Below are 12,361 nucleotides of genomic sequence, written 5' to 3'. Positions count from 1 at the left end.
GTGTATACCTGTAGGAGCTGCCGAAGGCTGCGATCTTTCGCTTTTCAGCTACAGTAGGCCGCTGCGCATCTCTCATGCACAGCGGCTTTTTTTCGTCTGGAGACAGTGGATTGTCGAGTACGGCCCAACCGGTAGAACCCACCAATCGCTGGCGTGACATCCTCGCCGGCCTGTCGATTGCCGGGCTGCTCTTGCCCGAAGCGGTCGCCTATTCGACCATCGCCGCGCTGGCGCCGCAGGCCGGCGTGATTGCCCTGTTTGCCGGATTGCTCTGCTACGGACTGTTTGGCACCAGCCGCTTTGCCATTGTCTCGGCCACGTCTTCGTCAGCGGCGGTGCTGGCGGCGACCACCGCGACCATGGCCAATGGCGACCCGCAGTTACGCGCGACGCTGGCGGTCGGCTTGGTACTGGTCACCGGTGGGCTGTTCTTGCTGGCGGGGATCTTTCGCTTCGGCAGCGTTACTTCGTTTATCGCCAAACCGGTATTGCGCGGTTTCGCCTTTGGCCTGGCGCTGACGATCATCCTCAAACAGGTCGCCAGCGTGGTCGGCGTGCACCTGACCGACGCCAATCTGGTGCGCTTCGCCCCGCAATTGCTCGAACAACTGCCGCAATGGAACTGGCCGGCGGCGGCTGTCGCTGCGGTGGCTCTGCTGTTGTTGAGCCTGTTCTCCCGTTTTCCACGGGTGCCCGGCGGTTTGCTGGTGGTAGTGATCGGTATCGTCGCCGGGCAATGGCTGAACCTGCCGGCCCACGGTGTGAAGTTGATCGGCTTGATCGACCTGAGCCTGGAAGTACCGAACCTGCCGGTGCTGCCGTTTGCCGACTGGCTGCGGCTAGGGGAAGTGGGGTTCGCGCTGGTGATGATTCTGTATGCAGAGTCGTACGGCTCGATCAGTGCGTTCGCCCTCAAACACGGTGATCGTGTGACCTCCAACCGTGATCTGCTGGCGCTGGGGGCCTCGAATCTGTTGTCTGGATTGTTCCATGGCATGCCGGCGGGGGCCGGGTATTCGGCGACGTCGGCGAACGAGGCGGCCGGGGCGACGTCACGCTGGGCCGGTGGCGTGGCGGCGCTGATGGTGCTGGTGATCGTGCTGACGGTGTTGCCATGGATCGCCCTGACGCCGGAGCCGATTCTGGCGGCCATCGTGACTCATGCGCTGGCGCGTGGCTTGAGTCTGCAGCCGCTGGGGCGCTACTTCGTCTGGCGCCGGGATCGGCTGCTGGTGCTGTGCGCGGTGGGGGCGGTGCTGGTGCTGGGCATTCTCGACGGCTTGCTGGTGTCGGTGGCGATCAGCGTGTTGCTGATGCTCAAACAGATGTCGGCGGCGGACATTCAGGTGCTCGGGCGAATCGACGGCGGGCACGATTTTGTCGATTTGCAGCGACATCCAACGGCGACGGTTGAGCCGGGAGTGCTGATTGTGCGGCCCAGTGAGGCATTGTTCTTTGCCAATGTGGAGCGGATTCTCGGTGCGGCGCTGCATTTGATTCGTCATTCGCAAGTGCCGCTGCACACGGTGATCCTCAGTCTGGAGGAAACCCCGGACCTGGACGGCACCAGTATCGAGGCGATGCAGGAGTTTTTCCTGCGGGTGCATCAGGAGGGCAAGCGGCTGATTCTGGCGCGGCTCAAACAGGAAGCGCTGGTCGCGTTGGAGGCGTTGCCGGAGGTAACGGCCAACGGGGTGATACTCAGCGGGCTGAGCGTCGATGGGGCGGTGCAGCAAGCCCTCAAACTCAAGGCATAAAAAAACGCCGCACATCTCACGATGGGCGGCGTTTTTTCATTGCGTTGCAGCGTTAGGCTTGAACGACCGGAATCTTGGCGTTCGCAGCCGCTTCACGGAACTCGGCGATCTGGTCGAAGGACAGGTAGCGGTAAACATCGGCCGCCATGCTGTCGATCTTGCCAGCGTATTCCATGTACTCCTCGACGGTCGGCAGGCGACCCAGGATCGAAGCCACGGACGCCAGTTCGGCCGAAGCCAGGTAGACGTTTGCGCCGTCGCCCAGACGGTTCGGGAAGTTACGGGTCGACGTCGAGACCACGGTGCTGTTCGGCTCAACGCGTGCCTGGTTACCCATGCACAGCGAGCAGCCTGGCATTTCCATGCGCGCGCCGGCCTTGCCGTAGATGCCGTAGTAGCCTTCTTCGGTCAGTTGGTGAGCGTCCATTTTGGTCGGCGGCGACAGCCACAGACGGGTTGGCAGCTGACCCTTGACCTGGTCCAGCAGTTTACCGGCAGCGCGGAAGTGACCGATGTTGGTCATGCACGAACCGATGAACACTTCGTCGATCTTCTCGCCAGCGACGCTGGACAGCAGACGGGCGTCGTCCGGATCGTTCGGCGCGCACAGTACCGGCTCGTTGATCTCGGCCAGATCGATTTCGATGATTTCGGCGTATTCGGCGTCGGCATCGGCTTCCATCAGTTGCGGGTTGGCGATCCAGGCTTCCATCGCTTGCGCACGACGTTCCAGGGTACGTGCATCGCCGTAGCCTTCGCCGATCATCCAGCGCAGCAGGGTGATGTTGGATTGCAGGTACTCGGTGATCGACTCTTTCGACAGCTTGATGGTGCAACCGGCAGCCGAACGTTCGGCCGAGGCGTCGGACAGTTCGAATGCCTGTTCCAGGGTCAGACCTTCCAGGCCTTCGATTTCCAGGATGCGGCCGGAGAAGGCGTTTTTCTTGCCTTTCTTCTCGACGGTCAGCAGACCGTTCTGGATGGCGAAGTAAGGAATGGCATGAACCAGGTCACGCAGGGTGATGCCAGGTTTCATTTTGCCTTTGAAGCGCACCAGGATCGATTCCGGCATGTCCAGCGGCATGACGCCGGTGGCAGCGGCGAACGCGACCAGACCGGAACCGGCCGGGAACGAGATGCCCATCGGGAAACGGGTGTGCGAGTCACCACCGGTACCCACGGTGTCCGGCAGCAGCATGCGGTTCAGCCACGAGTGGATGATGCCGTCGCCCGGACGCAGGGAAACGCCGCCGCGGGTCATGATGAAGTCAGGCAGGGTGTGGTGGGTGGTCACGTCGATCGGCTTCGGATACGCTGCGGTGTGGCAGAAGGACTGCATCACCAGGTCAGCGGAGAAGCCCAGGCACGCCAGGTCTTTCAGTTCGTCACGGGTCATCGGACCGGTGGTGTCCTGAGAACCTACGGTGGTCATTTTCGGTTCGCAGTAGGTGCCAGGACGAACGCCTTTGCCTTCTGCCAGACCGCACGCCTTGCCGACCATTTTCTGCGCCAGGGTGAAGCCCTTGGTGCTTTCAGCCGGTGCTTCCGGCTTCTTGAACAGGTCGAACGCAGGCAGACCCAGTTCGGCGCGTGCCTTCTCGGTCAGGCCACGGCCGATGATCAGCGGAATACGACCGCCGGCACGGACTTCGTCCAGCAGCACAGGGGTCTTCATTTCGAAGGTGGTGATGACTTCGTCGGTACCGTGCTTGCAGACTTTGCCTGCGTGCGGGTACAGGTCGATCACGTCGCCCATGTTCATGTTCGACACGTCGAACTCGATTGGCAGTGCGCCGGCATCTTCCATGGTGTTGTAGAAGATCGGAGCGATTTTGCTGCCGAAGCAGAAACCGCCAGCGCGCTTGTTCGGTACGTAAGGAATGTCGTCGCCGAAGAACCACAGGACCGAGTTGGTCGCCGATTTACGCGAGGAACCGGTACCGACCACGTCACCGACGTAGGCGATCGGGAAGCCTTGACCGCGCATTTCTTCGATCTGCTTCATCGGGCCGGTCTTGCCTTGCTCGTCCGGAACGATGCCGTCACGGGCCATTTTCAGCATGGCCAGGGCGTGCAGCGGGATGTCAGGACGCGACCAGGCGTCTGGTGCCGGGGACAGGTCGTCGGTGTTGGTTTCGCCGGTGACCTTGAATACGCGCAGGCTGATCTTGTCGGCCAGCACAGGGCGTTTCTTGAACCACTCGCCGTCAGCCCAGGATTGCAGCACGGCTTTGGCGTGAACGTTGCCGTTCTTGGCTTTTTCAGCCACGTCGTGGAAGGCATCGAACATCAGCAGGGTGTGCTTGAGTTCTTCGGCAGCCACTGGCGCCAGCTCGGCGTTGTCCAGCAGTTCAACCAGAGTCACGATGTTGTAGCCGCCCTGCATGGTGCCGAGCAGTTCTACAGCGCGCTTCTTGTCCAGCAGAGGGGAGGTGACTTCGCCTTTGGCCAGGGCCGACAGGAAACCGGCTTTGACGTAAGCGGCTTCGTCCACTCCTGGTGGTACGCGATTGGTGATCAGGTCAACGAGGAAAGCTTCTTCGCCAGCCGGAGGATTCTTCAGCAGCTCGACCAGGCCTGCAGTTTGTTCGGCGTTAAGCGGCTGGGGAACGATACCCAGGGCTGCACGCTCTTCGATATGTTTGCGGTAGGCTTCAAGCACAGTTATTACCCTCATCAGTGGTCCCAAATGGGTGTCCGGGACGCTCATCCCGAAACTGCCGTACTCATGCACCGCACGACGTTGTGAGTCGTTTGGCCAGAATTACCGGCAATTCCTTACAGAAGCTGCTTTCAAAGTTTTACGCCTGCAGAACGGGGAGCTGATGAGGGTTGGCGTTGGGCTTTTCCCCGCTGGAAAAACCCTTCGCCAACACCGCTCTGAAGGAACGACTGTGCTCGTGACGCTTTGAAAACAGCTTCTAACGGACATTGGCGCCTTAAAAGGCTGGCTGATTCTACGGCAAAAAAAATTTAAAGGTAAGTCGCGCTCTATTGGACTTTGGTGGCGTTGTGCGCGGGCGAGGCAAACCGCGAGCCAGCGCTTGCCCCTGACGTTTGAGGGGTGATCAATGGCCGACAAAGGGCTAACATGCCGGCCTGTTCCGCGTTTCAGTGTTTTGCCAATTTATGCCCAATCAGACCATCAAGACCCCCTGCGTCGGCCTCTGCTCCACTGTTTACGGAGATCTGGTGTGCCGTGGCTGCAAGCGTTTCCACCACGAAGTGATCCACTGGAATGGTTACGGCGAGGAGGAAAAGCGTGCGGTGTGGTTGCGTCTGGAGCAATTGCTGTCACAAGTGATGGCGAGCAAGGTCGAGATCTTCGATTCGGCGCGTCTGCGCCAGCAGCTGGAACAGCGCAAGATCCGCTTTGTACCGCATCAGTCGGAATATTGCTGGGCCTATCAGCTGATCGCTCGCGGGGCGCGGGTGATCATTAATCTGGAGGCCTACGGGATGGTGTTGCTGCCGGAGTTCCGCGACTGGAACCTGCCGGAACTGCGCGATGCCATTGATCGGGAATTCTTCCTGTTGTCGGAAGCGCATTATCAGCGCTATATCGCCCCCGGCTTTCTGAAAGACGCCTTCGGCGCCTAGAAGCTTCGCGCGCAGGCTCGCTCCCACAATGATCGGAGTGGAGTGCAAAATGTAGTGGGAGCTGGCTTGCCAGCGATGAGGGCGGTGCATCCAATATCAATGTTGACTGAGCCACCGCTATCGCTGGCAAGCCAGCTCCCACAGGAATATGCATTCCAACTGTGGGAGCGAGCCTGCTCGCGAAGGCGTCGGTTCAGGCACCGTAATCCTCAGTGTTTCACCGCCAACTCCACCAGATGATCCTCAACCTCCTGCGGCTTGAGCACCAGCACGTCGCTTTCCAGTGCATCCAGCACCACTTCAGCGGTATTGCCGATCAACGCGCCTGACAACCCGCTGCGCGCCACGGTGCCGATCACGGTCACCGCCGCCTGCAGCTTGTGCGCCATGAACGGAATCAACACATCCGCCGGGCCTTCCTCGATATGCAGGTGCTCGTCGTCCACATCGAACTCGGCCTGAAACGCCTTGCACTGCTCGCGGTACCGCGCTTCGATGGTTTCCTTGAGCTGGAAGGTCGGATCCGCGGCCGAGAGCATGGGCGACGGATGCGCCGTGATCACATGCAGATGCGCCTTGGCCAGGCTGGCAATGTCGTAGCCATGATCAATGATCGTGGTGTGCAAATGCCGGTGTTCGCCATCGGCATTGCCCACGTCCACAGCCGCAAGAATCACTCGGTCTTTCCAGGAGGTGGATGTTTTCACCAACAGCACCGGAGTCGGGCAGTGGCGCAGCAGTTTCCAGTCGGCCGGGGTCAGCAGAGCTTTTTTCAGCGCGCTGTCGGGATAGTGCTGTTTGATCACCAGCCCGCAACCTTCGGCCTGCTGCACGTCGATGATGGTCTCGTGCAGGCTTTCGTTCCACGCCTGTTCGGTGGTCACGCTGTAGCCATCCGCCAGCAGTGCGGCTTTGAGCACGCCAAGCATGCCGGCGTGGTCGTGCTTGCGGTCACACACCAGCAGGTGCAGATGGGCCTGGGTCACGCCGGCGATCAACTTGGCGCGCTTGAGCGCCAGGCTTTCCGAATGTTCGGGTTCGATGACCACCAGAATGCTGCGAATGGCTTGCATGAGCGGAGTCTCCAGCAAAGAAAAGGCACGGCGTTGCACAACTATAGTTGCTGCTCATGCGCCTGCGACTTGATGCATATCAACGCCTGCGACTGGTGGTCTGCGGGCAGGCCGGTATAATCGGCGGCCTTTGCTCGTACACCTTTTACCGTGAGCCTCATGATCCTTCCCGAAATCCACGAATTCCTTGGCTGCCGCACACCCGACGCTTGGGTCCAGGCCGCACTGGCCGATCAGGAAACCCTGCTGATCGACCACAAGAACTGCGAGTTCAAGGCCGCCAGCACCGCGCTGAGCCTGATTGCCAAGTACCATTCCCACGTCGACCTGATCAACATGATGTCGCGTCTGGCCCGGGAAGAACTGGTGCACCACGAACAGGTCATGCGCATCATGAAACGCCGCAAGATCGAGCTGCGCCAGCTGCACGCCGGGCGCTACGCCTCGGGACTGCGCAAAGTGGTGCGCAGCCACGAACCGGTGAAACTGGTGGATACGCTGGTGGTCGGCGCATTCATCGAAGCGCGCAGTTGCGAGCGTTTCGAAGCGCTGGTGCCGCATCTGGACGAAGAACTCGGCAAGTTCTATTTCGGCCTGCTGAAAAGCGAGGCGCGGCACTTCCAGGGTTATCTGAAACTGGCTTACCAGTACGGCGACGCGAAGGACATCGCTCAGGTGATCGACAAGGTGCGTGCTGCCGAGCAGGAACTGATCGAGTCGCCGGATGACGAGTTCCGCTTTCACAGTGGTGTGCCGGCTGCCGCATAACCTGTAGGAGCTGCCGAAGGCTGCGATCTGTTGATCTTGTTTCAAAAATCAAAAGATCGCAGCCTTCGGCAGCTCCTACTTGTTAAAAACTCTTAAGAGTATGAAATATCACCGAAAACCGGCCCCTGCGGCCGGTTTTTGCTGCCCGAAACAACGCCTCGCCGACGATTGCCGCCATACTGTCGACCATTTCACACATGGGTTGGCAGACGGTCGTTATGGATAACCTGGGTTTTGGCAAAGTCCTGCTGGTCGAAGACGATGAACGTCTGGCCACGCTGATTGCGCACTTTCTCGAGCAGCATGGCTACGAGGTGCGCGCGGTGCATCGCGGCGATCTGGCGGTGGCCGCGTTTCTCGAATTCCAGCCCAAAGTGGTGGTGCTTGATCTGATGCTGCCGGGGCAGAGCGGGCTGCACGTGTGCCGGGAAATCCGCAGCGTGTCGGACACGCCGATTGTCATCCTCACCGCCAAGGAAGACGACCTCGACCACATTCTCGGCCTGGAATCCGGCGCCGACGATTACGTGATCAAGCCGATCAAGCCGCCGGTATTGCTCGCTCGGCTACGCGCCTTGCAGCGTCGGCAGATGCCGGAGGCCGGCGTGGTCAGTGCGCTGGAGTTCGGCCGCTTGAGCATCGACCGCAGCTGCCGCGAAGTGCGGCTGGCTGGCGAGATCATCGAAATGACCACCATGGAATTCGAGCTGCTGTGGCTGCTGGCCAGCGCCGCCGGCAAAACCCTGTCCCGCGATGACATCCTCAACCGCATGCGCGGTATCGCCTTCGATGGGCTCAATCGCAGCGTCGACGTGTACATCAGCAAGTTGCGCAACAAACTCAAGGACAATCCCCGTGAGCCGGTGTGCATCAAGACCGTGTGGGGCAAGGGTTACCTGTTCAATCCATTCGCGTGGGAGCTGTAGATGCTGCGGTTATTCCTCGGGCTGTTTCTGGTGATGACGGTGGGCCTGGTCCTGGCTCTGCAAACTGTCGAACACACCTTCAACGCGTTGCTCGACAATCAGATGCAGGCCTACAACCGTGAGGCGGTGCGCGGGCAGGCGTGGTCACTGGTCGAGCACATGCGCGATCAGCAAGGCGCGGCGCGTGAACAGCAGCTGGAAGCGTTGCGCCCGCACTACGGCTTGTCGCTGAAGCTGATCGAAGCCGATCAACTGGACCTCAGCACCGAGGAAAAGGCCGAACTGGCGCAAAACCTGTTGGTGATCCGCGACAACTACACCCAATTCATCAGCAACATCGACGGTGGCTCGCAACTGCTCAGCATCAAGCTGCCGCCCGAACCGAGCCTGATGCCGTTCTACATCGCGGTGGCTTACGCGATGCTCGCGGTGCTCATCGGCATCGTGCTGTTCTTCTGGGTACGCCCGCACTGGCGCGATCTGGAAAAACTGCGTCTGGCCGCCGAGCGCTTTGGCGATAACGATCTGTCGGTGCGCATTCAACTGTCGAAACGCTCGAACATCCGCGATCTGGCGGAACACTTCAACCTGATGGCGGCGCGCATCGAGAGCCTGATCGCCAATCAGCGCGAGCTGACCAACGCGGTCTCCCACGAATTGCGTACGCCAATTGCGCGGCTGTCGTTTGAACTCGACCAGCTCAAGCAACAGCCGGACGCCAGCCAGAACCGCGAACTGATCGCCGACATGTACGCCGACCTCGGCGAGTTGGAAGAAATGGTCTCCGAACTGCTGACCTACGCCAGCCTCGAACGCGGTGCGACGGTGATCAAGCGCGAAAACATTCAAGCGGCCAACTGGCTCGACAGCGTGGTCGGCAGCGTTGCGCTGGAGGCGGAAGCGGCGGGGGTGCAGTTGCTGATTGGTGACTGCCGGCTCGACACCGTGCGCATTGAGCCGCGGTTCATGGCGCGGGCGGTGATCAATCTGCTGCGTAATGCCATTCGTTATGCCGAGCAGCGAGTCGAGGTGACGCTGGTGCGCAGCGGCGATTACTACGAAGTGCGGGTCAACGACGATGGTCCGGGGGTGCCGGTGGAAGGCCGGGAGAAGATCTTCGAACCGTTCTCGCGACTGGATGCCAGCCGCGACCGGCGTACCGGTGGCTTTGGGCTGGGTCTGGCGTTGGTGCGACGGGTATCGCAGTCCCATGGCGGGCAGGTCGAGGTCGGGGAATCAGTGTGGGGTGGGGCGTCGTTTCGGATGACCTGGGCGCATCTGGACTGATCTGCGTTGTCGGTTCCAGCCCTATCGCTGGCAAGCCAGCTCCCACAGGTTTCTCGGCGTACACAAAACCTGTGGGAGCTGGCTTGCCAGCGATAGGGCCATCAAAGCCAGCGCAAATCCATGCTCATTTGACCAGCCCCAAGCGCTCATGCCACTGCGCAATCGACTCCTCGGGATACACCGCAAACTGTTTGTCCTTGGGCTTGGCATCCACTTCGACCCAAGGCGCCTTCGACCCCAGCATCAAATGCGTGTGTTGCGGCGGTACCGGCAGCGGCGTATCGATGGCCGAGGCGAACGGGTGGATCAGCTCCGGCCACTCAGGGCTGAACAACCATAAACCGCTGCCGCACTGTGAGCAGAAATGCCGTTCGGCCGTGCTGCGATGGGCACGTTTTTCACCTGCTTCCTTCATCTTCGCGTGGTAGATGCTGATGTGCTTGCGCCCCTGAACCTTGAGGCTGGCCGCGTCGCCACCCAGGTTGATCGCGTAACCGCCACCGCCCTGGGTCTTGCGGCAGATCGAGCAGTAGCAGCGTTGATAGGGATAGGGATGGGCGCTGGTCAGGCTGAAGGTGACGGCGCCGCAGTGGCAAGAGCCTTCGAGGTGCATGAGGGGCCTCCGGTTGGCTGGATGGGTTTGAATGAGCCTAGAAGAATTGTGTGAATGTGCCGACGCCATCGCTGGCAAGCCAGCTCCCACAGTGATTTTTTGGTGTGCGCGGCTTTGCCATTCGACACAAAACCTGTGGGAGCTGGCTTGCCAGCGATGAACGATAACGCGGAGCCACTGGACGCCTGCTCAAGGCCCGGTCAGCATGTCCCCAAAAAAGGCACCCCAACCCATGCGAAGACTCCCCTCACTGGCCGCCCTCAGAACCTTCGAATGCGCCGCCCGCCACGCGCATTTCGGCCGGGCTGCCGCCGAGCTGTGCGTCACCGACAGCGCCGTCAGCCACCAGATCCGTCAGCTCGAAGAGCAGCTCGGCGTCTCGCTGTTCATCCGCGAAGGCCGGCAGATCCGCCCGACCATTGCCGCCGGGCGCCTGATGCAGAGCCTGCAGCAGGCCTTCGAATTGATCGGCGAGGCCTGCGATGAACTGCGCGATCCATCCTCGCTGGCGGTCGTGCGTCTGGCGGTCACCGCCGAACTGGCGCAGAAGTGGCTGATGAACCGCCTCACTGATTTCTATGCGCGCTATCCGCACATCACCCTGCATCTCTACGAACAGCCGATCGACGCCAGCGCGCCGGGCGAGGACATCGATCTGGCGATCACTTACGGCATCGGACCTGCAGACAGCAGTTCCTACTTCGTGCGGCCGTTGCCGGCGCTGCAATTCTTCCCGGTGTGCAGCCCCGGGCTGTTCAACCAGGGCGCTCTGAAGTCGCCGAAGGACTTGATGCGCCATTGCCTGCTGCACGACGATCAGGATGGCAAGACCTGGACAACGTGGCTCACCAGCCACGCCGGCGATCTGCGCCCGCAGCGTCAGCTGTATTTCGCCCATGCCGGGTTGGCGCTGGAAGCGGCGGCGCAGGGGCAGGGCGTGGCGATGGGCGACAACCTCACCGCGCAGGAGGACCTGCTGAGCGGGCGACTGGTGCGGCCGTTCAGTGCGAGCATGACCGCGCTCGGCCAATACGCGCTGGTTTGCGAACGGCTGCGGCTGGAGCGTCCGGCGGTGGCGCAGATGCTCGAATGGTTCAACGATCAGTTGAGCGATTGATGAGTTGAATTCAACGGTTCCGCAATAATCATCGTTGGCGGGCCTGCCGTCCGCGACCTTAGCCTGTGGTCATTCCCCACCCAAGACGAGGTTTGACCATGGCACGTTTGCTCGACTCCACCCCCAAACACGACGGCTTCCGTCTGCCCGGCGAATTCGAAGCCAAATCCGGCTGCTGGCTCGGCTGGCCGGAGCGCACCGACGTGTGGCGCAACGGCGCGAAACCGGCGCAGAAAGTCTGGGTGCAGATCGTCACCGCCATCTCCCACAGCGAACCGGTCACGGTCTGCGCCTCCGCCGCGCAATTTGCCACGGCGCGTCGGCAATTGCCGCCGCAAGTGCGCGTGGTCGAGATGACCTGCAACGACACCTGGTTTCGCGACAGCGGCCCGTGCTTTGTGGTCAATGATGAAAGCGGCGAAGTGCGTGGCGTCGACTTCGAATTCAACGCCTACGGCGGCCTCGACGGTGGCTTGTATTACCCGTGGGACAAGGACGACCAGATCGCCAGCAAGATCCTCGAAATCGAGCGCTTCGACCGTTACCGCGCACCGCTGATTGCCGAACTCGGCGGCATCCAGAGTGACGGTCAGGGCAGCATCCTCACCACCGAACAGTGCCTGCTCAACCGCAATCGCAACCAGCATCTGGGCAAGGAGGAAGTCACTCGGCGCCTGACCGATTACCTTGGCGCCGAACAGGTGATCTGGCTGCCACGCGGCTGCAAGTTCGACGAAACCGATGGCCATGTCGATGACCTCGCCTGCTTCGTCCGCCCCGGCGAAGTGGTGCTGCAGTGGACCGACAACCGCGACGATCCGCAATGGGAAATCTATCAAGAGGCCTACGACATCCTGCGCAGCACCCGTGACAGCCGTGGCCGCGAGTTGATCGTGCACAAGCTGCCGCAACCGGACGTGCTGGAGTGGACCGCTGAGGAAGCCGAAGGCCTCGATCAGCAGGACAGCACCCATACCCGTCAGGCTGGCACCAGAATCTGCGCGTCGTATATCAACTACTACGCCGGCAACAGTTCGATCGTGGTACCGCTGTTCGGTGATCGCAACGATCAGGTGGCCATGGCGACGCTCGCCGAACTGTTCCCGCAGCACAAGATCGTCGGCATCGAAAATTCCCGGGAAATCCTCCTCGGTGGCGGCAACGTCGCGTGCATCACCATGCCGCAATACGCCGGCACGTCTAATCGCAAGGGGGTGTGA

Annotated in this window: 10 protein-coding genes; 7 read left to right on the top strand and 3 right to left on the bottom strand. The window is 61.0% G+C overall.

Translation table 11 applies throughout. The annotated features are described in order from the left end of the window. Window positions 1-110: 110 nt before the first annotated feature. Complete coding sequence (locus tag OC71_RS08945; RefSeq protein WP_041067377.1) at window positions 111-1,757, top strand: SulP family inorganic anion transporter; 1,647 nt, start codon at window positions 111-113, stop codon at window positions 1,755-1,757. A 52-nt stretch (window positions 1,758-1,809) separates the two neighbouring features. Here OC71_RS08945 and acnB read toward each other — a convergent pair whose 3' ends face one another. Continuing rightward, window positions 1,810-4,419: a bifunctional aconitate hydratase 2/2-methylisocitrate dehydratase gene (gene acnB / locus OC71_RS08940; protein WP_041067375.1), complete on the bottom strand. Its 2,610-nt coding sequence runs from the start codon at window positions 4,417-4,419 to the stop codon at window positions 1,810-1,812. Window positions 4,420-4,886: 467 nt separating this feature from the next. On the opposite strand from acnB, the gene OC71_RS08935 reads away from it, so the two are divergent. Then, on the top strand, window positions 4,887-5,357 hold the full coding sequence (locus tag OC71_RS08935; protein WP_041067373.1) for a DUF1289 domain-containing protein: 471 nt from the start codon (window positions 4,887-4,889) through the stop codon (window positions 5,355-5,357). 209 nt (window positions 5,358-5,566) lie between these two features. On the opposite strand, the gene OC71_RS08930 is transcribed toward OC71_RS08935, so the two are convergent. Further along, complete coding sequence (locus OC71_RS08930; RefSeq protein ID WP_041067371.1) at window positions 5,567-6,430, bottom strand: universal stress protein; 864 nt, start codon at window positions 6,428-6,430, stop codon at window positions 5,567-5,569. 159 nt (window positions 6,431-6,589) lie between these two features. Here OC71_RS08930 and OC71_RS08925 point away from each other — a divergent pair, with 159 nt between their 5' ends. The 3 genes from OC71_RS08925 to OC71_RS08915 all read left to right on the top strand — a co-directional run bounded on the left by OC71_RS08925 (window position 6,590) and on the right by OC71_RS08915 (window position 9,411). Next, a complete protein-coding gene (locus OC71_RS08925) occupies window positions 6,590-7,198 on the top strand; it encodes a tRNA-(ms[2]io[6]A)-hydroxylase (RefSeq protein WP_041067368.1) in 609 nt (202 codons plus the stop codon). A 218-nt stretch (window positions 7,199-7,416) separates the two neighbouring features. Then, entirely contained in the window at window positions 7,417-8,124 is a 708-nt protein-coding gene (locus tag OC71_RS08920) for a response regulator (RefSeq protein WP_027613172.1), read from the top strand. Then, the gene (locus tag OC71_RS08915; protein ID WP_041067365.1) at window positions 8,125-9,411 is read left to right on the top strand and encodes an ATP-binding protein; all 1,287 of its coding nucleotides are present in this window, start codon (window positions 8,125-8,127) and stop codon (window positions 9,409-9,411) included. Between the two features lie 124 nt (window positions 9,412-9,535). Here the strand turns inward: OC71_RS08915 and OC71_RS08910 are convergent, their stop codons facing one another. Next, window positions 9,536-10,024: a GFA family protein gene (locus OC71_RS08910; protein WP_041067362.1), complete on the bottom strand. Its 489-nt coding sequence runs from the start codon at window positions 10,022-10,024 to the stop codon at window positions 9,536-9,538. Between the two features lie 232 nt (window positions 10,025-10,256). On the opposite strand from OC71_RS08910, the gene OC71_RS08905 reads away from it, so the two are divergent. Continuing rightward, complete coding sequence (locus OC71_RS08905) at window positions 10,257-11,141, top strand: LysR substrate-binding domain-containing protein (RefSeq protein WP_041067359.1); 885 nt, start codon at window positions 10,257-10,259, stop codon at window positions 11,139-11,141. 98 nt (window positions 11,142-11,239) lie between these two features. Beyond that, window positions 11,240-12,361 carry an agmatine deiminase gene (gene aguA, locus OC71_RS08900; protein WP_041067356.1) on the top strand — a complete coding sequence of 374 codons (1,122 nt, stop codon included), beginning with the start codon at window positions 11,240-11,242 and terminating at the stop codon, window positions 12,359-12,361.

This window comes from Pseudomonas sp. W15Feb9B (assembly GCF_000828175.1).
GTDB classification, from domain to species: Bacteria; Pseudomonadota; Gammaproteobacteria; order Pseudomonadales; family Pseudomonadaceae; genus Aquipseudomonas; species Aquipseudomonas parakoreensis.
The sequence above is the reverse complement of the archived record's forward strand: the minus strand, read 5'-3'. Positions and strand labels throughout refer to the sequence as shown.

What these genes read in the sequence shown, in the direction of transcription:
- OC71_RS08915 (WP_041067365.1), top strand. Translation starts at nt 8,125, where the DNA reads ATGCTGCGGTTATTCCTCGGGCTGTTTCTGGTGATGACGGTGGGCCTG.
- OC71_RS08930 (WP_041067371.1), bottom strand. Translation starts at nt 6,430, where the DNA reads ATGCAAGCCATTCGCAGCATTCTGGTGGTCATCGAACCCGAACATTCG.
- OC71_RS08910 (WP_041067362.1), bottom strand. Translation starts at nt 10,024, where the DNA reads ATGCACCTCGAAGGCTCTTGCCACTGCGGCGCCGTCACCTTCAGCCTG.
- OC71_RS08935 (WP_041067373.1), top strand. Translation starts at nt 4,887, where the DNA reads ATGCCCAATCAGACCATCAAGACCCCCTGCGTCGGCCTCTGCTCCACT.
- OC71_RS08925 (WP_041067368.1), top strand. Translation starts at nt 6,590, where the DNA reads ATGATCCTTCCCGAAATCCACGAATTCCTTGGCTGCCGCACACCCGAC.
- OC71_RS08905 (WP_041067359.1), top strand. Translation starts at nt 10,257, where the DNA reads ATGCGAAGACTCCCCTCACTGGCCGCCCTCAGAACCTTCGAATGCGCC.
- aguA (WP_041067356.1), top strand. Translation starts at nt 11,240, where the DNA reads ATGGCACGTTTGCTCGACTCCACCCCCAAACACGACGGCTTCCGTCTG.
- OC71_RS08920 (WP_027613172.1), top strand. Translation starts at nt 7,417, where the DNA reads ATGGATAACCTGGGTTTTGGCAAAGTCCTGCTGGTCGAAGACGATGAA.